Below are 25,566 nucleotides of genomic sequence, written 5' to 3'. Positions count from 1 at the left end.
TACATTATGAAAATTATAATTCTCCTATCCTTTCAAATAAAATCGACTTGTATTTCCATATATTGTTTTTGCGACCTTATCAATGGATATGTTTTTTATAGAACTAATTTCCTTTAATACCTCTCGAATCATTCTTGGATGCGTTATAACACCCTCTTGAAATTCCCATGGTCCATCTGTTTCTACCATCATATATTCAAGCGGATAATACGAAACAATTTTTCTAATCTTCTCCTTATGTAAAACATCCGGTGTAATCGAAATATAATAACCATTCTTCATCATCCGTTTCATTGTTTCATCACTTCCTTTAAACCAATGGAAATGTGCACGTGAAACTTTATATTTCTCTAGCAAATCACATACAGTGTCAGCATCTTCATAAACTGCGTGTAATATAATCGGCAAATTATACTTACTAGCTAGTTCTATAAATTTTTTCAATACAGCTATGTATGGATCTACAGCAATTCTTTCATCTTCTTTCCTCAAATAATAGGGCAAACCTACTTCACCAATCGCAACAATTTCCTCTGCGTTCTGTTCAATAAGTTGATAAATCTGGTCACACTCTTCTTTATGAATCTGTTGCTCTGGATGAAACCCTATCGCTGGATATATAAAGGGATACTTCTTCGCTAAAGATAACGTTTCCTTACAAGATTGATAATTCATAGATACTGCAATAAGCCCCTTTATTTCATTACTATTTTCCACCTCTTTCAGTAATCTGCTCTTCTCTTCATCCTTATATTGATCAACATGTATATGACTATCAATCCATTTCATCTTTATGCCCCCATAAAAAAAACAAGAAAGGACTTCCTTTCTTGTTTTAGCATCTATATTATTTAACAATTAAGTTTGTTATGATATCAAATAATCCAATACACACTACGGCAACAGTAAAGTAGCTACAGAAATCTTTAATTGGTAACTTCACTACTTCTTCTTTACGCATCCCATTCTTCTCCCTTCTTACTAGATCCCTAATTATTTTTCTATCTGTATCTATTATGCAAAAAATATGACAAATTTACTATCGAATTAACTTACGTAAACCTTACAATGTTGTAAGGTTTAAAAAAGGATCCCCATCTTTATTCAGATGAGGATTATTAAAAATTAGTTGGTTTTTCATTCTTCATTACAAACAGAAAGTAATACATTGAGACTTTCTAGTTACACTATATGAAAATTACTATCTTTTAACTATCGAATTACATTACAGAAGGCTTACATGTTTGTAAGTTATGTGTAATGTAATTCGATAGTTCCCCTTACTTATATTTCGTACAATAAAGTTAGGAAGTAAGCCAAATAAGAAGAACACTCACATAACCAAATTACATTGCTAGTAGCTACTCTTCTTATACCTTTCACCCATGCTACTACAATGTACCCCCTTCCTCTTTATATAATAAAAAAGCCTTAGTCTATATGGACTAAGGCTTTTTTGTTAATCTTAAAAATACCCTTACCCAGTATTTTTATTTTCGACAAAAAATAGCTAGGGGTATATTTTACTATCTCATCGTTAAAAGTTTGCTCTTCGCATTTATAGGAATATTTGCAACCTCAATCTCTTCAATCGATTCACCGTAACGTCCTTTTGCAAAAACCTTTAATGCTTCATCTCTCTTTAACATATGCTTAACCGTTTTCTTTATTTTCTGCTCTCTACCACGTTCATCGAATGCAATAAATTCATATTCATACCACTCATCACCAATATGCTGACCAATTGTATTCACAACCGTATAGTATTCTTTCGTCTTATAAAATGGATTATATTTATCGATAACCGGTCCAAGTTTCGTAGGCAGTAACATTACTACTATCACTATCATCGCTATTATAGTAGTGATCATTTTTTTCTTCATAATAAACATTCCTCCTCTGCAGGATATATATACATCCATTTTAAAAAGGGGGAATAAAATCTACTATTGAATCTCATTACATTACACTTACATTTTTGTAAGAATTAAAAAAGGTGAACGAATTTGCTCGTTCACCTTTTAGCTTGCTTTAAAGCCACCGCCAAGTACATCACGTACATCATGTATAACAACGAAAGAATCTTCATCTACCCGACTAATAACTTGTTTTAACTTAACAAGCTCTTGTTTATTAATAACAACATATAAAACTTCTTTATTTTTACCAGTATATCCGCCGCGCCCTTCTAATACAGTAACACCGCGTGTCATATTTTTCGTAATAGCTTCACGAATTAAGTCTGGTTGATTCGAAATAATCGTAACAGCCGTTTTTGTGTCCATTCCTTCTACAATGAAATCAATCACCTTCGCTCCAATGAACACAGCTACAAGTGTATACATTGCCTTTTCTTGCCCTATTATAAATACAGAACCAGCAATTACAACAATATCAATAATTAGTACACCTTTACCTACACTCCAACCTAAATATTGATTTGCTAACTGAGCTAAGATTGCTGATCCTCCCGATGTACCTCCGGCTTTGAACATACAGCCTAATCCAATACCCACAAATAAACCAGCAAATAAAGCTGCTAATAATGTATCACTATTTACATGATACTCAATATGTTCTGTAACGTATAAAAACAAAGATGTTTCTACAATCCCTAAAATTGTATAAATCATTGTTTTCTTATCAAAAAATTTATAACCAATAGCTAGTAAAATTGCATTTATAGCAAAATTCACAATTCCTGGTGACCAATCAAATAAGTAGTACGTAACAACCGTTAAACCAATAATTCCACCTTCCGATAAACGGTTTGGAATTGCAAAGTAATTAATACCAATTGCGAATAATAATGAACCAATTGTAATTAGTGTTATTTCCTTTATACGTTGATTAACCATAGTTCATACCCTCCCCCCATTTGACATTGTATCACTATCTCCTAGAGGTTTAGAAGTGGTTTTTATTCCGCATTTTCCCTCTTAAAAATTGAAATATTATGTTTAAACAGAGGGTTGATTAATTATTCATATTTGCTCTAACTACATGGACAAATCGCTCCACATTCCCTTTCTGAATATGCTTAGCTCTAACCGTTTCATGATTATAAGTAAACTCAAAGTACGAATGAAAATCTATGCTATCTATATGCAAATATGGGTACTCTTTAAATGTTGAAGGATAGTACGGAAATTTCCCGTAAAAAAGGAGACGTCTAGTAGTGGCAACAAAAATTCCATGTTGGTAACATAACATAAAATTATCCTTCTCAAAGATCCCTACTACAAAGGCTAACATTTTTTCGTTATCCTCTATATACTTGTTCACACTTAATAAAAGTTCATTCATGCATATCCCTCCAAATACTATTCTTGAAAAGAATCCATGGATTGTTACAAACCGGTTTAACTCCTTTATAAAGTATGAAACGCGTTTCCTGTCAAAGGTATTTCAAAAAAATAATCCGTTATGCGATTATACACATAACGGGTTAAAATTAAACTGTAGAGCGTTCCACAAGTTCGTATGGAATTTCCAGCTTTTCTTGTTCAGAACTCTCTTCATTCACTTTTCTATGCAACATTTCAAAAGCAGTTTTCCCTATCTCCTTTAAATTTTGATCAATAGTTGTCAATTGTAACACTTGCGAGATAGGTTGATTATCAAAGCCAATAATCGCTAAATCCTCAGGAACTTGAATCCCTAATTTTTCAACCTCTGTCATAACCCCAATCGCAACTTCATCGCCTGCTACTATTAATGCTTCAGGAAGATCCTGCATCTCTTTTAACTTATGAGCCACTTTCACACCATCTTCTAGTGTAAAACATTCTGTAAAAATCCATTCTTCATTAACCTCTTCGTCTATAGATTGCAATTGCTGTTTATAAACATCAAAACGCTTTTGACTACTCGGCCCTAATTTTCTTCCCGTACAATAACCAATTTTTTTATAACCTTTCTCAATCAAATAATCCATTCCTAATTGAAAGGCCGCTGAATGATTCGTATATACACTTGAGATGTTTGAAATATCATTGTCTTCACAAGCAATTATTGCGCCGTAAGAAGCATACGGTTCTATCGTTTCCCAATCATTTGCACGTGAACAAATAATAAGACCATCCAATTGTTTTGTTTTTAACATATGTAAACTTTTCATTTCTTCTTTTTTATTATAATTCGTTTGGCAAAGTAGCACCCTGTAATTATGCGCTAACGCAGTCTCCATCATTCCGCTCACCATCGCATCAAAACACGGATGATTAATATACGGTAAAATCACACCAACAATATTCGTTTTTCCTTTTGATAAATGAACAGCATTTGCGTTTTGCGAGTAATTCAATTTCTCAACTATCTCTATAACCGCTTTTCTTTTTTCTTCACTTACATATGGGTGATCATTCAACACTCTCGAAACAGTCGTAACTGAAACTCCCGCCATCTTTGCAATATCTTTAATATTAGCCATACACTCACCTCTACCTTTAACTTAATGAATCTCATGAACATATGTCAAATCTTCTTATCATTACACCTTCATTCGTTTCTCTTACAAAAGTGTAATTTTTCTGTAAGCTAATTCGATAGTGACTTTCCGCAACATTTCATACAATTAAGTCAGAAACAAGGTAACAACTATTCGAAAAGGAGCGGATTAATATGATGAACAAAATAAAAACGAACAATTTCTTACATACAATGGGCATGGTATTTTCCGCTCTTATCGACGCAAAAGCTGTTGCTTCTACATTAAACAAGTAAGGAGAATGTATTATGAATAACATCACTTTTAACAAATTAGATTTTTTAGGACTAGCTAGTGGCTCGATTCTTCTTACTGCTTTTATTTACGCCGCTACGCTTGTATAACTTTGTGTCCCCTTTCCCCTTTATTATAAATAGTAATAGAAAAGACGACCGTCTATGCCCGGTCGTCTTTTCTTATTTTTGATTTGATTGCAAAGCTTCTTTTAACTCCTCAAACTTCTCATTTAATTGATCCGTCATCATTTTCATAGCGGTTTTTCGATCTATTTGTTCTCCAGCCTCAATTTGAATTGGATCTCCAAAAATCAATTGTGCCTTTTTCCCCTTTATTAATTCTTTTACACTTGATGGACCAACATAAGCTGCTGGTACTAACGGAACATTGGAACGCATCGCAATTGTCACAGCACCCGCTTTTAATGAAACATCTTCCGCTGATCTTGTTCCACTCGGAAAAATCCCTACTACCTTTCCTTCTTTTAATAAACGTGATGGAATTTTAAGTGTACTTGGTCCTGGATTCGCACGATCTACAGGGAATGCATTTACATTTTTAAAGAACCAATTTTTGAATTTCCCTTCAAATAATTCTTTTTTGGCCATGTAATGAATTTGAGTTGGATACATCCCTGTAGCTAACATTAATACATCCATAAAACTTGTATGTGTACATGCAACAACATAGGGTCCACCTTCTGGTAGCTTTTCTCTTCCTTGTACTTCTACTTTCCCAGCTGTTTTAAATATATATTTCAACAAAAATGTAATTGGTTTATACATTTATTTCGTTCCTTTCTAAACATCCGAAGTATAATCATATTCTTATAATAATTATAACACTAAGTTTTAGGAGTTGGTAATAAAATTAAGGATGAATTGTTAAATTTCAATTCTTACAAAAGTGTAATTTTCTTGTAAGCTAATTCGATAGTTACTTCTTACTATATTTCATACAATTAAGTCAGAAACAGGGCAACAATTATTCGAAAAGGAGTGGATCAATATGATGAACAAAATGAAAACGAACAATTTCTTAAATACAATGGGCATGGTATTATCGGCTCTTTTCGATGCAAAAGCTGTTGCTTCTGCATTAAACAAGTAAGGAGAATGTATTATGAATAACATTACTTTTAACAAATTAGATTTTTTAGGATTAGCTAGCGGCTCTCTTCTTCTTACTGCTTTCATTTACGCTGCTACGCTTGTATAACTTTGTGTCCCCTTTCCCCTTTATATAGAAAAAGACGACCGTCTATGCCCGGTCGTCTTTTTAATTTTTTCTTTCTTTCAATTCTTTTAAAAGCTGTATCAGCTCAGCTTGTTGTTTTATCTTTTTACGACCATTTCGATTAATTGCTGCAAGCTCACAGGCAACTCCGACGGCGAAGAAAAACAATAAACTTTCTAACATGTGAAATCCTCCATTTGCCTATTAAACAGCTTGACGTAATTGTTCTTCTTGTAAAACTCTCTTATTTATATTTTCTTCTTTTCTCTGGCAAACGTTATTGCGAATAAGCGCTGCAATAACAAGTACAGTCCCTATAATATCAAACATTGTGATTTGATACCCTTGCATCATCATAATAGCTAAAGTCGTAATTGGTACAAAATTAATAAATAAAATCCCATTAATGGATGATAAAATTTTCACACCATAGTTCCAAGCAAGTAGCGCTACAATACCTGGCAATGTCATCATGAATAACAAATCATATTTCACAATAGAAATCGTTCCCATACTTGGAACTGAAATATATCCAAGCGACGTAATAATTACCGTTATAATCGCTGTAACAGTCGTACCGAATACACACGTCAACGTAGAATAACGTAACGTTGACCAATCACTACAAGTTTGACCACCCATCGTATAAATAACCCACCCTACAACACCAATAAATATAAATGCTAATGGGAACATATTATCTTTCAATGTTACAAAGAAACTCATGTCACCTTTTGTAATAACAAACACAGCTCCTACAAAAGCAATAACCATACTCGTTATCATATACTTCTTCGGTTTTATATGCTTATATCCCGATAAAATACAAATAGAAATCATCGGCATAAGTGCTTCCATAATGGAAGCTACCATTACACCCGACTTACCCATTAACATTTGCCCTAAAAATATGAGGACATTATATACTGTAAATGCCATCGTTCCAAAAAAGACGAGTAACTTTCCTCTTCCCTCTAAACAAAATGCCTGTTTTCCTTCTTTCACTAACAACAATACAATCAGCATTATCGCCACTGCTCCATAGCGAATAAGCGAAAAATAAAATGGATCTATGTATTCTAGCGCATGATCAGCAACTGGAAACATCGCTCCCCATGACATACTCGCAATTAAACACGCCAAAGCCCCTATTATCATTTGACCTCTTCTCACCGCAATCCCCCGTTTCTTTCTATTTGCACAAAGAGAATTGTAAAAGAAAAAATATATCACGTAAAATGATTCAAAATGATGTTAACTATCATTTATAATGATAGTTAACATCAAGGGGGATTACAAAATGGAATTAAGAGACTTACAAATCTTTAAAAGCGTTGCCGATCAGGGTAGTGTAAGTAGCGCAGCAAAGGAATTAAATTATGTACAATCAAATGTAACTGCACGTATTAAACAACTAGAAAACGAATTAAAAACCCCACTCTTTTACCGCCATAAACGAGGAATGACTTTAACAGCTGAAGGAAGAAAAATGCTCGTTTATGTTAGTAAAATTTTGCAAGATGTCGACGAACTAAAACAAGTATTTTTAGATAGCGAAACACCTTCTGGTATATTAAAAATCGGTACAGTCGAAACAGTAAGTACACTGCCTACCATTTTATCTTCTTACTATAAAAGCTATCCGAATGTCGATTTATCATTACAAGCGGGTCTAACAGAAGAATTAATTAGAGAAGTACTTGATCATCAATTAGATGGCGCCTTTATATCAGGTCCTATTAAACATCCACTAATCGAACAATACGATGTTAGTACAGAGAAATTAATGCTTATAACACAAAATAAAGCCTTTCATATAGAAGAATTTACAACAACGCCTCTACTCGTTTTTAACCAAGGATGTGGATACCGCTCCAAACTAGAACGTTGGCTTAAAGACGAAGGTTTGCTACCAAAAAGAATTATGGAATTCAATATATTAGAGACAATATTAAACAGTGTTGCACTCGGTCTCGGAATTACACTCGTACCACAGTCTGCTGTCCATCATCTTTCTAAAGCAGGTAAGGTACATTGTCATGCAATCCCTGAAAAATACGGCAGTATTTCAACGGTTTTCATACGCCGTAAAGATAGCTATATGACGAATTCAATGCGTAGTTTTTTAAAAACAATTGAAGACCATCATCATATCAATATGCTGTGAAAGACATTCTTACATGAATGTCTTTTTTTCTTACAAAAGTGTAAGTCTTTCGTAAGCTAATTCGATAGTTGGAAGTATCCATATTCCCTATAATTAAGACATAAGCAGGGCAACAACTATTCGAAAAGGAGCGGATACGCATGATGAACAATATGAAATCAAATAAATTTTTAAATACAATGGGCATGGTGCTATCCGCACTTGTCGATGCAAAAGCTGTTGCAACTACATTAAACAAATAAGGAGAGATTATAATGAACAACATTACTTTCAACAAATCAGACTTTATCGGACTTGCAAGTGGAGCTACTCTTCTTACGGCTTTCATTTATACACTTGCTCAAGGTCTTATTTAACACTTTGTTTCCCCAAACCCCTTTATATATAGAAAAAGCTGCTCGTCTTATAGACAAGCAGCTTTTTAGTTTGTCCCGCTTTAATGGGCAGTAAGACCCCCTCCTCAAAATTCAGCGAAAGCAAAGAAGTTAGGTAGGGGTCGGGCTGCCCATTAAAGTCCGATTGGTTCAACTAATAATCAGTGGGGGATGAAGAACCCCCACACTGATTAAAGTTTCACTTTATTTCATATACAATTTGACCTGTTTTCGTAATATCATATCCGCCAATCGCATTTAATTCATTATGAAATTCTTCCGATTGCAGAATGTCTTTCACAACTTCAATCAGCTCTTCATTTTCTTTATTCTTCAAAATTACTAAATCATACTGTTCTTTCATGATTGGAATAAAGTCCACATTTACAATTTGCGAAAACTTTTCTGAACCTACTCCTACATCAGCTTTTCCATTTGCAACTTGCGTGGCAACACCAAGATGATTCGATTCTTCCCATTCATATCCACTAATATCAGCTTTATTTAATTTTCGGATTCGTAATTGTTCATCCACTAACACTCTAATACCAGAACCCTTTTCTCGATTCACAAACTTTATAGTGGACCCGGATATGTCAGCCCATGTCTTTATTTTCTTCGGATTTCCTTTATGAACATAAAACCCTACATTTCTGGACAATAAATTAATCATAAGACATGGCTGTCCTACTAAAATACGTTTTACGTAAGGAATATTATATGTACCCGTTTCACCATCAAACAAATGCAAACTAACGATACTTCCTTCTCCTTGATACATTTTCACTAAACTCGTTAAGCTACCTTGATACGCTCTTAAAACATTAGAACTTGGCAAACGATTTTCTATACGTTTAGCTAACATATCTAACGTTAGTTCTTGACCACTAATAATACACGTGTTCAAGATACTACTACCATCGTTTTTCACAGGATTAACTTGTACTTTCCCTGTTTTCATTTGCTTTATATATTGATCTAAATCTGCTGCATCAATGCGCATCTGTCTACCAACTCTATAAGAAGGAAGTTCTCCTTTTTTAATTAAGTCGTATACAGTTAATTTTGATACTTTTAATCGCTTTGCTACTTCTTCCGTTGTGTAGGAATGATGATCCATAGACGATTCCTCACTTTCTCCTTTCATTGTAACAAAGAAAAGAATATTTCTCCTATTTTTTAAAAATAGACATATGTTCAAATTATATTCAATTATAACTAGTTATATTTAGTTATATTTAGTTATAATTAGATGTGTCAAAATGAAAGGGGATTTTTTTATGAATAAATTTATATTACGTTCCATCGGGGCACTTATACTTTCTTTCCTTCTTATATTTAGCGCTGCTTGTACAAGTGGGGAAAAGCATACAAAGTCAGCTACTAAAGAGGATAAAACAGTTGAACTGACTATCTCAGCTGCTGCAAGCTTACAAGATGCATTAAAAGAAATCGAAAAACAATATAAAGAAAAAGAGCCAAATATCAAACTTTCTTTTAACTTCGGTGCTTCTGGAGCACTTCAACAACAAATTGAACAAGGTGCACCTGCTGATTTATTCTTCTCAGCAGCAGAAGATAAATTCCAAACCCTTGTAAAAAAAGGATTCATTAATGAAAAAGAAGGGAAAAATCTTCTTGGAAATGAACTAGTTCTAGTCGTCCCAAAAGATAGTTCTCTTACAAAAATTCAAGATTTAAAAGATGAAAAAATAAAAAAAATTGCACTTGGTACACCTGAATCTGTACCTGCTGGCAAATATGCAAAGGCTTCTCTAACACACGAAAACCTTTGGAATGATGTTCAAAATAAAGTCGTATTTACAAAAGATGTTCGCCAAGTGTTAACATATGTAGAAACAGGGAATGTCGATGCTGGTATCGTATACAAAACAGATGCTCTCATTTCGGATAAAGTAAAGATTGGTGAGACAGCAGCAGCTACTTCTCATGAGCCAATCCACTATCCTTTAGGTGTTATAAAGGAATCTAAACATAAGAAAGAGGCGACTTCATTTTATGAGTATTTGCAGTCAAAAAATGCACAATCTATCTTTAAAAAATATGGATTTACAGTCCTGTCGTAATTACTATGAGCATTGATGCTATTTTATCGCCTGTCTTTCTATCTTTAAGAGTAGCTGCATGCGCCACTATTCTCGTTACAATTTTAGGGACAATTGTCGGGCGAGCACTAGCTCGCTCCTCATGGCGATATAAAGTACTATTAGAAACCATATTTTTATTACCAATGGTACTTCCACCAACTGTTATCGGCTTCTTTCTCATTATCATCTTTGGAAACAACAGCCCGATCGGAAAGTGGGTTGAATCATTATTTCAGCAGTCTATTATGTTCACATCTACTGCTGCGATCATTGCTTCTACAGTTGTTGCATTTCCGCTTATGTACCAATCAGCGAAAACGGGATTTTCTATCGCAAATGTACAAATTGAAGAAAGTGCTCGTGACCTTGGCGCAAGTGAATATCAAGTTTTTCTGCACGTTACACTTCCGCTCGCATTTCCTGCCTTACTAAGCGGGATGATTTTGAGCTTTGTCCGCGCGCTCGGTGAATTTGGCGCTACACTTATGTTTGCCGGGAACATTCCTGGTAAAACACAGACAATCCCAACTGCAATTTACATGGCTATTGATGCAAGTAATATGCAACTCGCATGGACACTTGTAGTTATTACTATCGGTATGTCACTCGTATTTCTACTATGTATTCAACTTATTAATAAAAGAATTACTAACTCTTAAAGCAGCTTTTTTCGAAGCTGCTTCTTTATTTCTTAGGAAATAAAATATACCATCGGGAAATAACTGAATTTTACCTCTTATTAAAATATACATTTTATTTGAATTCACTTTCTAAAATAGGCAATTTCCTGTTATTATATGGAGGTGTTTCAAAAAATGAAGAAATGAAAACGCATTTATATCGTGAATTCTTCATCCTGTTTTAGCGATCGGTAATCTTCTACTCTATTAGTGGGGCATTACCGATCGTTAGAACGATATGTAACTATATTGGTATAGCAAACCGAAGGGAGTCTTGTAATGGACATTTTATTAGCGCTTCTTCCTGCAATTGCATGGGGAAACATCTTATTAGTAAGCGTAAAAATGGGCGGTGGTGCATATAGCCAAACGGTAGGTATGACAATCGGTGCTCTATTCTTCGCAACAATTATGTATGTATTTACTCAACCAGCTTTAACAATGACAATCTTAATTGTTGGTTTTATTTCAGGTTTATTCTGGGCTTTAGGACAAGTAAACCAATTAAAAACAGTTGAAAAACTAGGTGTTTCAACTACTGTAACGATTTCTACTGGTATGCAACTTGTTGCAACTTCTATCTTTGGGGTTATCGCTTTCCGTGAGTGGACTACTACTACAACGATCATTCTGGGAACGATTGCAATCCTATTAATCGTAGTTGGTGTTGTATTCACATCATTAGATGATAAAGAAAATGCTCAGCCACCTGGACAATTGAAAAAAGGACTTCTTACTTTAATTGTTTCTACTTTCGGCTATCTTGTATATGTAATTATTATTCGTTGGTATAATATCGATGGTTGGTCTGCTATTTTACCACAAGCAGTTGGTATGTTTGTTGGTGCGGTTGTACTGACGTCTAAACATAAACCATTTAACAAATATGCAATCCGTAATGCTTTGTCTGGTTTACTATGGGGAACTGGAAACTTATTCTTACTTCTTTCATTACCACGTGTTGGAGTAGCAACAAGCTTCCCATTATCTCAAACTGGAATCGTTATCTCAACATTCGGTGCGATTGTATTCTTAGGTGAAAAGAAAACAAAACGTCAATTGATCTTTATTGCACTCGGTAGTGTTTTAATTATTGGCGGCGCTGTATTACTTGGTATGACAAAAGCATAATCTTATATTCTATTAGTAAACCCCTGAAGCATATGTACTTCAGGGGTTTTTTAATTCTAATTATTTTCTAGATATAATTATTTGTATGTTCTTGCCCCTTATAATTGCTCTTCCACTCTAGCAAACCAGCTACACATATAAAGAGATTAATAATAGCTAATATTAGCATGACGTATAAACCAGTAGAAATATAAATTACAATGCTAACTACGTTATATAAAATCCATAAATGCCAGTTTTCTAATATTTTTCGACTTAACATAAATTGAGCCACTAGTCCCAATACGGCATTTAAAGCGTCTAAATATGGACTTGTTGACTCTAAATAACGGACTTGATAATAACCCCAACCAATCCAAGCAACTAAAATAAAACTTATATAAAAAGTCCATCCTTTCAAATCTAAACGAACTGTTGCTTTTACCTCTCCCTCCCCACTTCGTGCAATCCAATAATACCAACCATATACATTAAATATAAATTGAAAAGCGGCTAATACTGCCATTGCATATAAACCTTGTGTAATAAAAATGTATAGAAATACCGCAACAGTAATCATGCCAAATAAAAAGTTGGATACTTTTTCTCTCGCTAATAACCAAACATTAATGATCCCCATAATTGATGCGAAAATTTCAATATAACTCGATTGAATATACAATCCAACTAATACACAAATAATACTAGAAACAAGTAAAAAAAGTGAACTTCTAACCATATTTATCTCTCCCCAGATGTGTAATAAATTCCCTATCACCAGTATAAGGAATAGCCCTTTCCTTTACCATGAATTTCCTCCTTCTCATTATCCATTCCATCTACGGTAAGTCTTTTCTTTTTACAAAATTCTCTTAAAGATGATATCGTTTTTATAACATATCTCTACTAGAAAGGAATAAAGGATATGCTAACTAAACATCGAATTTTATTTATTGGTGCCGGTCGTATGGCAGAAGCTATATTTTCCGGATTACTTAAAACAAGCAAAGAGTACATCGAAGAAATTATCGTCTCTAACCGAAGCAACATAGAAAAGCTAAAACAGTTACAACATCGATATAATGTGTCTACTACAACAGATTGGAAACAGCATGTTACATCTGTTGATACGGTTGTTTTAGCAATGCCACCTTCGGCTCATGAAGAGTTATTAGCTGAGCTATCTCCGTTAATATCAAATCAACTAGTCGTAACAGTAGCAGCTGGCATTGGACCATCTTATTTAGAAGCTAGACTCCCAAAAGGCACGCCTGTTGCTTGGATTATGCCTAATACAGCTGCTGAAATTGGAAAGTCTATCTCCTTATATACAATGGGACAATCAGTAAACGAGATACATCAAGAAACCCTGCAACTACTTTTAAAAGGTATTGGTACTTCGCAACTTTGTACTGAGGAAGAAGTTCATCAGCTTACTGCAGTTACTGGAAGTGCACCAGCTTTCCTTTATTACTTTGCTGAAAGCTTAATTGAAGCAACAAAAAGTTATGGAGTTGATGAAGAAACCGCAAAACATCTTGTCATTCAAATGATTTCTGGCTCTGCTTCTATGCTTGAACAAACGCAAAATCCAGCTAACCTTCGCGAACAAGTAACAACGCCAGGTGGTTCCACAGCTGAAGGTCTCAAAACTTTATACGAATATAATTTTTCAGAGGCAATTCAAAAAGCAGTAGAAGCAACAAACAAAAAAGCTAGGGGGAAATAATATGATTTTAACAAGTTTAAAAGACTATACAACATTACATAACGGTGTAAAAATGCCTTGGTTTGGTTTAGGTGTTTTTAAAGTAGAAGATGGTTCAGAAGTAATTGATTCTGTAAAAGCAGCAATTAAAAATGGCTACCGCAGCATCGATACTGCAGCAATCTATCAAAATGAAGAAGGCGTTGGGCAAGCGATTCGTGAATCCGGTGTTTCACGTGAAGAATTATTTATTACCTCAAAAGTATGGAATAGCGATCAAGGATATGAAACAACGCTTCAAGCATTTGAAACTACATTAGAGAAATTAGGTCTAGAATATTTAGATTTATATTTAGTACATTGGCCTGTAAAAGGGAAATATACTGAATCATGGAAAGCATTAGAAACACTTTATAAAGATGGCCGTGTTCGCGCTATCGGTGTGAGTAATTTCCACATTCACCACTTACAAGACGTATTTGAAATTGCTGAAATTAAGCCAATGGTCAACCAAGTGGAATACCACCCACGTTTAGCACAAGAAGAGTTACATGCATTCTGTAAAGAACATAATATCCAGCTTGAAGCTTGGTCACCATTAATGCAAGGACAACTACTAGATAATCCAACGTTACAAGAAATTGCGACAAAATATAATAAATCAACTGCGCAAATTATTTTACGTTGGGATTTACAAAACGAAGTTGTAACAATTCCCAAATCAATTAAAGAACATCGCATTATTGAAAATGCAAACATCTTCGACTTTGAATTAAGTGCTGATGATATGAAAGCAATTCAAGCTTTAAATGAAGATCGTCGCGTTGGTCCAGATCCAGATAACTTTAACTTCTAGTAGAAAAACCACTGCCATATGCAGTGGTTTTTTCATTTAAGAAAACTGAAAATTTAAACTATATTTCATTTAGTTGACACTTCATTATTCAAGGTGTAAGATTTTGAATTATCAAAGAAACACAAAAATTAATAAAATTTATTCGTTTACTCATTGTATCAAGAGAGGTGGAGGGACTGGCCCTTTGAAACCTCGGCAACAGGTTCATTTTGAATACTGTGCCACTTCCTGCAAGCTTTATGCTTGAAAGATAGAATGAGGGACTTCGTTTATATACGGGTGCATAACTTGTACGTAAAAATCCCTCTTTCTCAATATGAAAAGAGGGATTTTTTATTTTTCATTTCCCTCATCATCATCCAAACTTAATTATTTAGGAGGAAAATCAAATGAAAAAGAAGTTTGTACCCGGTATTGCATCAGTTGTAGGAGTAAGTATTTTATTAACTGGTTGCGGTAGTTATAAAAACGAAGCAAGCGGAGCAAATGCAAAAGACGAGGCACCTAGTAAACAGGTTTTAAACTTATCTTCACCTACTGAAATACGAACAATGGATACGGCTCGTGCTACAGATACTGATTCTGGTCAAGTAATGAGAAACGTATTTGAAGGTTTGTATAATCTTGGTGAAGGTAACAAACCTGTTCCTGGTGTTGCAAAATCTCATGAAGTAAGTGGCGATAAAACGAAATACACATTCCATTTGCGAGATTCAAAATGGTCAAACGGCACTCCTGTTACAGCTAAAGATTTTGTGTTCGCTTGGCAACGTGCCGTAGATCCAGCAACAGCCTCTGAATATGCATTTTTATTCTTTGATATTAAAAACGCAACAAAAATTAACAACAAAGAACTTCCAGCCGACCAACTTGGTGTAAAAGCAGTTGATGACCATACGTTTGAGGTAGAATTAGAGCGTCCTGTTCCTTATTTTATTAGCTTAACAGCGTTCCCAACATTTCTACCAATTAATGAGGAATTCTTTAAAGTACAAGGTGATAAGTACGCTTTAGAAGATAATACAATCTTGTACAATGGAGCTTTTACACTAAGCGATTGGAAGCACGAACAAAGCTTTAAATTTAAGAAGAACCCTACCTATTGGGATAAAGATACTGTCAAACTAGAAGAAATCAATTTTAATGTCGTAAAAGAAAAATCAACAGAAGTAAATTTATTCGAGTCAAAACAATTAGATCGTATAAAACTAACATCTGACTTCGTCGATAAATATAAAAAGGATGCTAACTTTAAAGAACGTCCAAACGTAGGCGTACAATTTTTACGTATGAATCAACAAAACAAAGTACTTCAAAACGTTTCTGCACGCCAAGCAATTGATCAAACAATTGATAGAAAATCCTTTGTAAATACGTTATTAAATGATGGCTCTACACCAACATTTGGTCTCGTTCCAAAAAACTTTGCAAAAGGACCTGAAGGAAAAGACTTCCGTACTGCAAACGGCGATTTAACAAAAGTTGATACAAAATCTGCACAAGAGTTATGGAAAAAAGCTAAACAAGAGCTTGGTTCTGAAAAGATAACATTAGAATTATTAACGAGTGATGCTGACCTTGATAAGAAAACTGGTGAATTCTTAAAAGGACAACTAGAAAAGAATCTAGATGGATTAACAGTAAATATAAAACCTCAGCCGCGTAAGCAACAAGTTTCGCTTTTATTAAAAGGTGACTACGAAATCGGAATTGATGGCTGGAGCCCTGACTTTGCGGATCCAATTACATTCCTTGAGCTATTTACAACGAATAACCCTTATAACTTAGATCATTACTCTAATAAGGAATTCGATGAAACAATAGCAAAAGTGAAAACAACTTTAGCTGGTGATGAAAAAGCTCGCTGGGAAGCATTACTAGCATCCGAGAAAATATTATTTAAAGACTCTGTTATCGCTCCTCTTTACCAAAAAGGCGAATCTTATTTAGAACGTTCTTATGTGAAAGGAATTGTGCAAGTAGACTTTGCAGGTCAATTAAACTTCAAGTGGGCAAAAATTGAAAAATAAAGTGAAACTTTAATAAGTGGGGGTTTCTTCATCCCCACTTATTATTAGCCCACACCAATTGTTTTTTTAGCAAAATATATTAAAAATAGGTTCTCTCACACATGAGAATCTGCTTTTTTAATATATTATTCTGAGAAATTAACAATCTATTTTTATTATTGACATATAGTTCTTTTCAGTGTTAATATTCTAAATAATCAAAGAAACAAAATATTTCACCATCAAAATATAATGTCTACTACGTTGAAACATATAACGATAGATTACAGTTCTACATGTATATACATGTAGAACACCTGATTACCTATAAACAAATATTTATAATAGGTTTTATCTCCTTCTATAGCTACTTCAAGACACGGACATTATGACGTTACGAACAACACATTTAGGGAGGAACGAACAATGAAGAAAAAAGTTGTACCTGTTGTTGCATCTGTTTTGGGGGCAAGTCTATTACTAACTGCTTGCGGGGGAAATAAAGATAATGCAAGCGGAGCGAAAGCAAACGATAAAGCACCTGATAAACAGGCAATTAACTTATCATTCGCTTCAGAAATTCCAACAATGGATGTTGCAAAAGCAACGGATGGGGAATCCATGAACGTAATGCGTAATGTTTTTGAAGGGCTATATGCAATGGGAGAAGATAATAAACCGGTTCCTGGTGTCGCTGAGTCGGTTGACATTAGTCCCGATAAAACAAAATATACATTCCATCTCCGTGATTCAAAATGGTCAAACGGTACTCCTGTTACAGCAAAGGACTTTGCCTTCGCTTGGCAACGTGCCGTAAATCCTGATACAGCAGCTGAATACGCATTCTTATTCTTCGATATAAAGAATGCGAAACAAATAAGCCAAAAACAATTGCCAATTGATCAACTAGGGGTCAAAGCTGTTGATGATAAAACGTTAGAAGTACAACTAGACCGTCCTGTTCCCTACTTCTTAAGCTTAACTACATTCTCAACATTCTTACCAATTAATGAAGAGTACTTAAAGTCTCAAGGCGATAAATATGGTTTAGAAACAAATCATTTAATTTATAACGGTGCTTTCACATTAGATAACTGGAAACATGAACAAAGCTTCCAATTGAAGAAAAATCCTAACTATTGGGATGCTAAAACTGTAAAATTAGAAGAAATCAACTTCAATGTCGTTAAAGATAAGTCTACAGAAGTGAACTTATATGATTCAGGACAAATTGATCGTGTTGCTTTAACTGCAGAGTTTGTTGATAAATATAAGAGCGATCCAAACTTCAAAGAACGCGCTGAAGTCGGTATTCAATTCTTACGATTAAATCAGAAAAATGAAACATTAAAAAATCAACATGCACGCCTTGCTATTAACGGCGCAATGAATAAAAAAGCTTACGTAGAAACAATCTTAAATAACGGCGCTGTTCCAGCTGAAGGAATGGTTCCTGCGAAATTTGCAAAGAGCCCAGAAGGCAATGACTTCCGTAAAGAAAATGGAAATCTAGTCAAGGATGATGTGAAAACAGCGAAAGAAAACTGGAAAAAAGCAAAACAAGAACTTGGTACTGACAAAGTAACAATCGAACTATTAACAAGTGACAATGCTTTAGCTAAAAAGACTGGTGAATATTTAAAAGGTGAATTAGAAAAGAACCTAGATGGATTAACAGTGAATTTAAAACCACAACCACGTAAACAACAGCTAAAACTACTATTAAGTGGTGACTATGAAATTGGTATTGACGGCTGGGGCCCTGACTTCGCTGATCCAATTACATTCTTAGATTTATTTACAACAGATAGTGCTTATAACTTCGATAAATACTCTAACAAAGAGTACGATGAGCTAATTCATAAAGTGAAAACAGATTTAGCTGGCGATGAAAAAGCACGCTTTGAAGCAATGAAGCAAGCTGAAAAAATTCTATTACAAGACGGCGCTGTCGCTCCTTTATACCAACAAGGCCGTTCTTACCTACAACGCTCTTTCATTAAAGGACTTGTAACAACTGACTTCGGTGGTGAGTTTAACTACAAGTGGACAGAAGTTACAAAATAATAAGTGCTAATAAAAAGGTATCCCACCGAGGATACCTTTTTATTTTATACTTCTTTAACTACAGAGCTTCTTCTTCCCTTTACCATTCCTTTTATAGCTAAAGTCATCACTGCTACTGATTGTGTAACCAATACAATAACTAATAATGAAATAATATTTCTCTCTAAACTAACTCCTCCAAATATTATTGTATAATAGCCATTCGCTGCATATGTTGCAGGAAATAATTCACTGATTGTTTGATATGTTTTAGAAAGCATTTCATGTGGCACAGTTACAACCATTTGTGTTAATGAAAGAAAGGCGGAAAAGACTATTGTCAATAATCCTCTTTTCCTTCTTTTTGCATCGAACCAAAACTCATCATAAATATAAACACAAACATCAAATATGTTCTCCACGTCAAAGAAGGTATATGCCCTGACCAAAGATAGCTAACTAAATAATTAATTCCCATAATACAAGACGATATTACTAAACTAATACTTATTAGTTTTACATATTTGAGCATATCTTTTCTCCTTGTTTTTATTTTTCTACTTCTTCAAACTGTAGATTCACCGGATCTTCTAAAAGTGTTTCATAAAAGTTCTCTGCCAAATCTGTTGAAGGGATTTTTTCATCTACTTCATCAAATCGAATACTATCTAGCCACACACAACCTTCTCCTGATAATAAAACACCAAATGCAATACCAAGTGCTTCTTCTTTTATATCTAATACAACCGAGTACGATTGCCAGTTATTCGTATTTTTAATGGGGCGATTTTGCATATTATCCATAGCGAGCGGTTCTGTATCTTTTCCATCTACTCGCATCCACAATCCTGCCCAATCTCTTACATTTTCACTCTTAATAAATGCTGTAAAACGTAATCTCTTCCCTACATATTTATCCGCTCGGAACATTTGCATTAATGTTGAAAATCCTCCATGCGTAACATTCTCTTTTGCTTTTATGTATGCAGATACTTTTCCTTGATGGACAACTTCATAATCTAAACCCATCTCATATTCAGCAGGATGACTTCCACTTAAGATCCATCCTTTCGGTATACCTTTTTGCATTGAAACACCCTCTCTTTCTATATAAAATGACTGAAAGTACTTTCGATATTTCTTTGGTGGCAATTGAAACATTCTTTTAAAAGCTCTCGTAAATGCCTCTTGTGAGGAAAAACCGTATTGCACTGCAATATCAATAACAGCTCTCTCCGTTGACACTAAAACTTGCGCAGCATGAGTTAACCTTCTCTTTCGAATATAATCTGTTACACTCATCCCAACATATCTTTGAAAGATGCGATGAAAATGGTACATCGATACTGCACTGTGAGATGCCACTCTTTCTGTTGTAAGCTCCTCATGTAAGTGATTCTCTATATATTCAATTGATTTTTTTATTATCTCTTTATATTCTTCATGCATTTTAGCCCCTCCCTCACAACTTCAATTTACCATATACATACAAATCGTTTTTGATTTAAATTGCGGATTAGCCCTTGTGACTGCAGGATAATAATTTATTTTCAACACATACATAATTACATGTTTTTGGGAAAAACTTGTATAGAACGAATTTACATAAGGAGGAATTTATAATGAGAATTCTACTATCAGTTTTATTAGCTCTTATGCTAGTACCTGCATTAACAGGATGTAAAGCTCCTGCCAAAGAAGACACAACTTCTAATAAAAAGACGACTGAAGAAGCAAAAAATGAGGCTCCTGCAGATTTAAAACTAAACTTCAATGAATTCGATTTAAAGGCAGACTACCAAGATACAAAGAAAGACTACGAAGCAGACTATAAAAATGTAGCAGCTGACAAGAAAATGGAAGCAAAAATTGAAGATCATAAAGCAGATGTAAAATTAACAGGAGACGAGGCTATCACAAAATTAAGCCCACTTCTACAAGAATTAAAATTTGATAAAGATACTCCTGATCAAGAAGTAATCGATCAAGTAGTGAACGTGTTCAAACTTGATAAAGACTATCAAAAATTCGATTTAGAAGTTGTCTTCTCTGATGGAACGAAAAAAGAATATAAAAGAGAAATAAAATAAAGAAGTAGGCGGTAGTAAGAAGAAAAAATAACCTTGCATAGGCAAGGTTATTTTTTCGTTTCTGCTTGAAAACGTTTATAGTATGTCGATGCTGTTGCAAAATTAATTTCTATATCACGAATCAACGATGAATCTTCTTCTTTAGCTAACTTCTGTAATTTTTTCATTGCTTGTTCCGATTCATTCAAGAAACCGACATATACCTCATGTTCTTGCTCTTTCGACTTCGGAACACGAATTTCTTTTCGTATATGATCAATATCTTCTAACATGCTCGTTGTTACCTTTTGCACATCTTCTTTATATGTAGCAGTCGTTATTTCCTTACCGCCCTTTTCTTTTGCCACTTCAAATAACTGCAGTGCGTTATTAATTTCTTTATTCATTTTCAAATCGTATTTTTCATGTACTGCAAGGTATTCTTTCATTTCTTCTGTTTGTTCTGTAGATTGCTCTACCTTTTCTTTCGGTTCTTTCGTATCCTTATTTCCATTACATCCTGCTAGAAGGATCATACTTCCCATTACAGCAATACCCAAAACCTTCTTCATCTCTTCTTCTCCTTTTATCTACAGCTACTACTCATTATAGTTTCTTTTATCTCCACTTGTTATTATACCGAGAACATCCTACTTTTTACACTTAAGACGACATCGTAATATATATACCAACATGTTTGTCACAGTATCGTCACTTTATACAAATAACTTTTGCACTGCTTTACTACTCACCTTACAAAACTGTAAGCACACATAAAGAACAAACCATGCTAGACTTACATATGCATAACGCAAACATATGTAAGGTTTTAAGGAGAATCATCTATGTACAACACAATACCTTTTATGGGAGAAGATATTCGTGTCCTTATTCGCGAAAAATCACTTCATATCGAAAATACAGAGAGCCTTCGCCGCGTATTAAAGAAGAAGCATGCTCCATTTAAGTTAGCTCAATATTTAAAACAACAACATACAAATCAATTTCATACCGTGCTAAATATATCGGATAAATCATTAACAATCGAAATCATCGGTCATGTCTACATTGGAAACTTTGCAGATACCTTAAAGGAAATCCCACGTATACCGAAGATTGCTCCTATTATCGTTAAAAAAGCGTATAAAATTACTGACCATACCGATATTATCGACTGTGGGGAAAAAGAAGTCGATAGTAATCGCTGGGTGTGGGATAAACTTGCTGTTTTATATGATACGATCATGAATAATATGTATGAGGTATTTCAAAGAAATGAAAAAAAGAACTGATTCAAACATTCCCTTTGAATCAGTTCTTTTTTGTTAAGCCTCTAAATTTTGTTTTTGCTGCAGTTCAAACTGCTTCTCACTTCTTCTGGCCATAAATAGATAACATAACACTGCTCCTACTTCACAAAGCGCAATAACAACCCCCATCGGTAATGCTGTATTACTTCCACCGATACCTACTAGCGGCGCAACAAGAGCTCCTGAAATGAACTGTAATAAGCCTAATAAAGCTGATGCTGTTCCTGCAGCTTGTTTCTGATTTCTCATCGCTAATGAAAACCCAGTTGTTGATACAACCCCGACACTTGATACGACAAGGAATAACGAACATAAAACACCGATTAAACCTATTCCTAGTACGATTGTAAGTAGTAAAGATAGGCCACCAACAGCTGCGATAATAATACCAGCAACAAATAATGTCTTCTCATTCACTTTCCCCGCTAAACGACCCGTTACCTGACTAGCAATAATAATACCGATGCCGTTAATCGCAAAGAATAAACTAAATTGCTGTGGTGATGCTCCGTATATGTTCTGCAACACAAATGGTGAGCCCGAAATGTATGCAAACATTGCCGCTGTTACTAATCCTTGTGACAATGCATATCCCATAAACAGACGGTCCTTTAATAGTTTCCCGTACGTCGCCAAAGTCCCTGACAAACCACCCGTTTCTCTTTCTTCAGGAGGTAATGTTTCGCGCAATACGAAAGTAGCTGAGATTAACATAAATACGCTAATTGCCCCAAGGACGATGAAAACACCGCGCCACGTTGTAAACTGTAATAATTGCCCCCCAATAATCGGTGCCAAAATAGGTGCTGCTCCGTTTACTAACATAAGCAGTGAGAAAAACTTCGTCATTTCAGAACCTGAGTACATATCACGTACCATGGCACGTGATATAACAATACCGGCTGATCCTGAAGCTCCTTGTAGAAAGCGCAATAACACTAATGTCCAAATAGATGGCGCGACAGCACAAAGTAAAGAAGAAGCAACATAAATAATAAGAGCAATAATAAGCGGTTTGCGTCTTCCGTAAATATCACTAATTGAGCCAACAAATAATTGTCCTACTGACAGCCCAAGCAAACAAGCTGTTAATGTAAGCTGCGCTAGGGATGCACCTGTTTGCAAGTCATCCGTTAACTTCGGTAATGAAGGCAAATACATATCAATAGATAATGGCCCAATCGCCGTAAGTGTTCCTAATACAAGAATCATCCATAACCTGTTTGCCTTTACAGGTTTATATATTTCATGATTAACTTCATTCACTTTTTCAATTCACCCTTTCCTATACAAACCGAATCGTAACAATTATAGTTACATCATAAACATACGTCAAGTACAGTGCATTTTCCTCTTTCATAATGTAAAAAAAGCGATAGAAATTCTATCGCTTTACTTTTTTACATTGCTATTCGTAAATTTAGATACTGAGGCCATCGTCTCTCCCGTATCTAAATATGTAATTTGAATTGGGTCTCCTACTTCTGTAAACATAGCATATGGGAATTTCTTCACCGGTATCATAAATACCTTTTGTTCATTCTCTAAAAGTACGTACACGATTGTATTTTCACCTGATTTCTCTTTATATACACGTTGTACAATACCTTCTTTTTGCGCTTCTTTTCCTGTTGAGGTTGGTCTAAATGTATCACCATTACCGCTCATTACGTTTTTATAATTCTCAAGCGCTTCTTTCTGCGAAGAACCTGTCGCAAATATTTTTGCATTAGCAGCATATACAACTGTATGTGCACGTACTAGGCCTCCATCATCAACAACCGGAATAATCCAAGCTGGTTTACCGTATACGTTATAAATGACAGGCATTGTCCCATGCCATTTCTCTCTCTTAAAGGAATTATCTACTACTTCTGTAGCTGCTGAACCATCCATAATCCCCTTTACTTCTTTTCCATTATAGTAATATAGCTTGCCTGTGCGTGCATCTACTAATGAATAGCCTAGGGCTGAATCTACTCCTTCTTTTGGAGAAGTAAAGTCTGTAAAATAATACAATGTTCCATCTTTACCAAAGATCGGGGTCACGCCTTCTTTCGTTCCCCACTCAGTCGGAATTTTCATATCTGTTTGTGAGAATTTCGTATTCCAAAATCCGTGAATATATTTACCAAAGTACGTATTTAACGTAGATGCAGTCTCATGATTTAATACACCATCAACAAATTTAGGTGCCTTTCCTTTATCATATCTTTTCACTTCACCTGTTTGTGCATCTACTACGACAACACCTTCTACCTCAAATCCAGATCTTCCTGAAATAAATTCACCATACGTCATTGTATAATATGGTTTTCCTTTATCATCAACCTCAAATTTAGGTTTTCCTTTAAAGATTAAATTTGGTTCTGCTTGCCTTACCACACGCTCTAAATTATTACCAAAAAACATGCTTGGCACATATTTCATTTTATAACCGAGGTGCAGTTTCGCTTCCGCATCAGGATTCGTACCTGACATCGTTACGTACCCTGGAATTGTCTCAGCTTTACGCGCTTTAAAAAATCCTGAAACTTCAATCGGCGCTACATATAAAGCCTCGCCGTTTACCATTTGTGGCGTTAATTCTCCTAGCTCAAAATAAGCTACTTTTGGAATATCACCAAATACTTTTTTCATCTTATTCTCCGCTGTCTTTGGCGGCACTGTAAACGGCTGGTCATTTTCAGTAAATGGCTCTGAAATATCTTTCTCTACCTTAACAACAGAATCATATTTCTTTTGCGAGATTACTATATCATGCAAATAACCAAAGTAGCCGTAACTTGCGAGTAAAATAAACATTAGAAGTCCTTTTAATGTGCCTTCTAATTTCCCTATTTGATCTTGTGAAAATAAAACAAGCCCAATTAAAATTGCTACTGCAACAGAATAATGAGTAAGAATCGAGTCTACCCGATCATCAATTAGCCAAAAGTATTCATAGATTGCAATACCTATCCAAAATAAAACAGGAATAACTAAAATAGATGATTTCTTACCCTTTACAACCTTCTTATCTCCCTTCTTATCCACTGCTCGAAGCTTACTACTACTTCTTGTCCATGGAATCAAAAACAAAGTAAGAATAGCTAAAACTACAAATTTCATCAAAGGCACTGTCCCCTTTTCTTTTGTATTCCTTTTAGTATAACAAATAAAGGGTA

Annotated in this window: 29 protein-coding genes and 1 riboswitch; of the genes, 13 read left to right on the top strand and 16 right to left on the bottom strand. The window is 34.7% G+C overall.

Going from position 1 to position 25,566, the window contains the following annotated elements; genetic code table 11:
* Positions 1-24 precede the first annotated feature (24 nt).
* From ACTFRU_RS28065 to ACTFRU_RS28045, 5 genes are all read right to left on the bottom strand, one after another.
* Positions 25-789 carry a TatD family hydrolase gene (locus tag ACTFRU_RS28065; RefSeq protein ID WP_000871106.1) on the bottom strand — a complete coding sequence of 255 codons (765 nt, stop codon included), beginning with the start codon at positions 787-789 and terminating at the stop codon, positions 25-27.
* 737 nt (positions 790-1,526) lie between these two features.
* A complete protein-coding gene (locus ACTFRU_RS28060; RefSeq protein WP_000728422.1) occupies positions 1,527-1,883 on the bottom strand; it encodes a YxeA family protein in 357 nt (118 codons plus the stop codon).
* A 138-nt stretch (positions 1,884-2,021) separates the two neighbouring features.
* Positions 2,022-2,858 carry a YitT family protein gene (locus ACTFRU_RS28055; protein ID WP_000248038.1) on the bottom strand — a complete coding sequence of 279 codons (837 nt, stop codon included), beginning with the start codon at positions 2,856-2,858 and terminating at the stop codon, positions 2,022-2,024.
* Positions 2,859-2,976: 118 nt separating this feature from the next.
* The gene (locus tag ACTFRU_RS28050; RefSeq protein WP_001004230.1) at positions 2,977-3,306 is read right to left on the bottom strand and encodes a PH domain-containing protein; all 330 of its coding nucleotides are present in this window, start codon (positions 3,304-3,306) and stop codon (positions 2,977-2,979) included.
* Positions 3,307-3,454: 148 nt separating this feature from the next.
* Complete coding sequence (locus tag ACTFRU_RS28045) at positions 3,455-4,432, bottom strand: LacI family DNA-binding transcriptional regulator (protein ID WP_074790799.1); 978 nt, start codon at positions 4,430-4,432, stop codon at positions 3,455-3,457.
* A gap of 305 nt (positions 4,433-4,737) precedes the next feature.
* Between ACTFRU_RS28045 and ACTFRU_RS28040 the strand changes: the two genes are divergently transcribed.
* Positions 4,738-4,833, top strand: a complete 96-nt coding sequence (locus ACTFRU_RS28040) for a DUF3948 family protein (RefSeq protein WP_001059999.1) — start codon at positions 4,738-4,740, stop codon at positions 4,831-4,833.
* Positions 4,834-4,905: 72 nt separating this feature from the next.
* Here ACTFRU_RS28040 and ACTFRU_RS28035 read toward each other — a convergent pair whose 3' ends face one another.
* Positions 4,906-5,511, bottom strand: coding sequence for a lysophospholipid acyltransferase family protein (locus tag ACTFRU_RS28035; RefSeq protein WP_000277778.1), 606 nt, complete (start codon positions 5,509-5,511; stop codon positions 4,906-4,908).
* Positions 5,512-5,848: 337 nt separating this feature from the next.
* Between ACTFRU_RS28035 and ACTFRU_RS28030 the strand changes: the two genes are divergently transcribed.
* A complete protein-coding gene (locus ACTFRU_RS28030) occupies positions 5,849-5,944 on the top strand; it encodes a DUF3948 family protein (RefSeq protein ID WP_001060007.1) in 96 nt (31 codons plus the stop codon).
* Between the two features lie 60 nt (positions 5,945-6,004).
* On the opposite strand, the gene ACTFRU_RS28025 is transcribed toward ACTFRU_RS28030, so the two are convergent.
* Together ACTFRU_RS28025 and ACTFRU_RS28020 are read right to left on the bottom strand one after the other, a co-directional pair.
* Positions 6,005-6,145: a YrzO family protein gene (locus ACTFRU_RS28025; protein WP_000894065.1), complete on the bottom strand. Its 141-nt coding sequence runs from the start codon at positions 6,143-6,145 to the stop codon at positions 6,005-6,007.
* A gap of 21 nt (positions 6,146-6,166) precedes the next feature.
* Entirely contained in the window at positions 6,167-7,135 is a 969-nt protein-coding gene (locus ACTFRU_RS28020; RefSeq protein WP_290102078.1) for a DMT family transporter, read from the bottom strand.
* 127 nt (positions 7,136-7,262) lie between these two features.
* On the opposite strand from ACTFRU_RS28020, the gene ACTFRU_RS28015 reads away from it, so the two are divergent.
* Both ACTFRU_RS28015 and ACTFRU_RS28010 read left to right on the top strand, forming a co-directional pair.
* On the top strand, positions 7,263-8,129 hold the full coding sequence (locus ACTFRU_RS28015) for a LysR family transcriptional regulator (protein WP_000423031.1): 867 nt from the start codon (positions 7,263-7,265) through the stop codon (positions 8,127-8,129).
* 254 nt (positions 8,130-8,383) lie between these two features.
* Positions 8,384-8,485, top strand: a complete 102-nt coding sequence (locus tag ACTFRU_RS28010; protein ID WP_001060017.1) for a DUF3948 family protein — start codon at positions 8,384-8,386, stop codon at positions 8,483-8,485.
* 217 nt (positions 8,486-8,702) lie between these two features.
* Here ACTFRU_RS28010 and ACTFRU_RS28005 read toward each other — a convergent pair whose 3' ends face one another.
* Positions 8,703-9,623: a substrate-binding domain-containing protein gene (locus tag ACTFRU_RS28005; protein ID WP_290102077.1), complete on the bottom strand. Its 921-nt coding sequence runs from the start codon at positions 9,621-9,623 to the stop codon at positions 8,703-8,705.
* A 160-nt stretch (positions 9,624-9,783) separates the two neighbouring features.
* On the opposite strand from ACTFRU_RS28005, the gene modA reads away from it, so the two are divergent.
* The 3 genes from modA (at position 9,784) to ACTFRU_RS27990 (ending at position 12,422) form a co-directional block, all read left to right on the top strand.
* Positions 9,784-10,590, top strand: a complete 807-nt coding sequence (gene modA / locus ACTFRU_RS28000; protein ID WP_440037991.1) for a molybdate ABC transporter substrate-binding protein — start codon at positions 9,784-9,786, stop codon at positions 10,588-10,590.
* A 5-nt stretch (positions 10,591-10,595) separates the two neighbouring features.
* Positions 10,596-11,270, top strand: a complete 675-nt coding sequence (gene modB / locus ACTFRU_RS27995) for a molybdate ABC transporter permease subunit (protein ID WP_000020526.1) — start codon at positions 10,596-10,598, stop codon at positions 11,268-11,270.
* Positions 11,271-11,570: 300 nt separating this feature from the next.
* A complete protein-coding gene (locus ACTFRU_RS27990; protein WP_000353544.1) occupies positions 11,571-12,422 on the top strand; it encodes a GRP family sugar transporter in 852 nt (283 codons plus the stop codon).
* A gap of 67 nt (positions 12,423-12,489) precedes the next feature.
* Here the strand turns inward: ACTFRU_RS27990 and pnuC are convergent, their stop codons facing one another.
* Positions 12,490-13,140, bottom strand: coding sequence for a nicotinamide riboside transporter PnuC (pnuC, locus tag ACTFRU_RS27985; RefSeq protein WP_226368416.1), 651 nt, complete (start codon positions 13,138-13,140; stop codon positions 12,490-12,492).
* 186 nt (positions 13,141-13,326) lie between these two features.
* On the opposite strand from pnuC, the gene proC reads away from it, so the two are divergent.
* From proC to ACTFRU_RS27965, 4 genes are all read left to right on the top strand, one after another.
* Entirely contained in the window at positions 13,327-14,130 is an 804-nt protein-coding gene (gene proC, locus ACTFRU_RS27980; protein WP_000956253.1) for a pyrroline-5-carboxylate reductase, read from the top strand.
* Between the two features lies 1 nt (position 14,131).
* Positions 14,132-14,965: an aldo/keto reductase gene (locus ACTFRU_RS27975; RefSeq protein WP_000604203.1), complete on the top strand. Its 834-nt coding sequence runs from the start codon at positions 14,132-14,134 to the stop codon at positions 14,963-14,965.
* A 152-nt stretch (positions 14,966-15,117) separates the two neighbouring features.
* Positions 15,118-15,222: riboswitch (SAM riboswitch) on the top strand.
* Between the two features lie 132 nt (positions 15,223-15,354).
* Positions 15,355-16,995, top strand: coding sequence for a peptide ABC transporter substrate-binding protein (locus ACTFRU_RS27970; RefSeq protein WP_000726482.1), 1,641 nt, complete (start codon positions 15,355-15,357; stop codon positions 16,993-16,995).
* A 405-nt stretch (positions 16,996-17,400) separates the two neighbouring features.
* Positions 17,401-19,041 carry a peptide ABC transporter substrate-binding protein gene (locus tag ACTFRU_RS27965; protein ID WP_088363513.1) on the top strand — a complete coding sequence of 547 codons (1,641 nt, stop codon included), beginning with the start codon at positions 17,401-17,403 and terminating at the stop codon, positions 19,039-19,041.
* A gap of 44 nt (positions 19,042-19,085) precedes the next feature.
* On the opposite strand, the gene ACTFRU_RS27960 is transcribed toward ACTFRU_RS27965, so the two are convergent.
* The 3 genes from ACTFRU_RS27960 to ACTFRU_RS27950 are packed head-to-tail and all read right to left on the bottom strand — an operon-like array spanning position 19,086 to position 20,469.
* Complete coding sequence (locus ACTFRU_RS27960) at positions 19,086-19,364, bottom strand: hypothetical protein (RefSeq protein ID WP_140421641.1); 279 nt, start codon at positions 19,362-19,364, stop codon at positions 19,086-19,088.
* Entirely contained in the window at positions 19,361-19,552 is a 192-nt protein-coding gene (locus ACTFRU_RS27955) for a hypothetical protein (protein WP_000922547.1), read from the bottom strand. Before ACTFRU_RS27955 ends, ACTFRU_RS27960 begins: the two co-directional genes overlap by 4 nt.
* A gap of 17 nt (positions 19,553-19,569) precedes the next feature.
* A complete protein-coding gene (locus ACTFRU_RS27950) occupies positions 19,570-20,469 on the bottom strand; it encodes a helix-turn-helix transcriptional regulator (RefSeq protein ID WP_000544202.1) in 900 nt (299 codons plus the stop codon).
* Between the two features lie 173 nt (positions 20,470-20,642).
* On the opposite strand from ACTFRU_RS27950, the gene ACTFRU_RS27945 reads away from it, so the two are divergent.
* Complete coding sequence (locus tag ACTFRU_RS27945) at positions 20,643-21,110, top strand: YusW family protein (protein ID WP_001221552.1); 468 nt, start codon at positions 20,643-20,645, stop codon at positions 21,108-21,110.
* 47 nt (positions 21,111-21,157) lie between these two features.
* On the opposite strand, the gene ACTFRU_RS27940 is transcribed toward ACTFRU_RS27945, so the two are convergent.
* On the bottom strand, positions 21,158-21,661 hold the full coding sequence (locus tag ACTFRU_RS27940) for a hypothetical protein (protein ID WP_000756525.1): 504 nt from the start codon (positions 21,659-21,661) through the stop codon (positions 21,158-21,160).
* Between the two features lie 273 nt (positions 21,662-21,934).
* On the opposite strand from ACTFRU_RS27940, the gene ACTFRU_RS27935 reads away from it, so the two are divergent.
* Positions 21,935-22,381 (top strand): hypothetical protein, encoded by a 447-nt coding sequence (locus ACTFRU_RS27935; protein WP_000282860.1) that lies wholly within the window; start codon positions 21,935-21,937, stop codon positions 22,379-22,381.
* A gap of 33 nt (positions 22,382-22,414) precedes the next feature.
* Here ACTFRU_RS27935 and ACTFRU_RS27930 read toward each other — a convergent pair whose 3' ends face one another.
* Both ACTFRU_RS27930 and ACTFRU_RS27925 read right to left on the bottom strand, forming a co-directional pair.
* On the bottom strand, positions 22,415-23,674 hold the full coding sequence (locus tag ACTFRU_RS27930) for a multidrug effflux MFS transporter (RefSeq protein WP_224200803.1): 1,260 nt from the start codon (positions 23,672-23,674) through the stop codon (positions 22,415-22,417).
* Between the two features lie 117 nt (positions 23,675-23,791).
* Positions 23,792-25,510 (bottom strand): DUF3981 domain-containing protein, encoded by a 1,719-nt coding sequence (locus tag ACTFRU_RS27925; protein WP_000674048.1) that lies wholly within the window; start codon positions 25,508-25,510, stop codon positions 23,792-23,794.
* Between the last annotated feature and the right edge of the window lie 56 nt (positions 25,511-25,566).

The sequence above is a fragment of the Bacillus cereus group sp. MYBK220-1 genome (assembly GCF_051916445.1).
Classification (GTDB): domain Bacteria; phylum Bacillota; class Bacilli; order Bacillales; family Bacillaceae_G; genus Bacillus_A; species Bacillus_A cereus.
The sequence above is the reverse complement of the archived record's forward strand: the minus strand, read 5'-3'. Positions and strand labels throughout refer to the sequence as shown.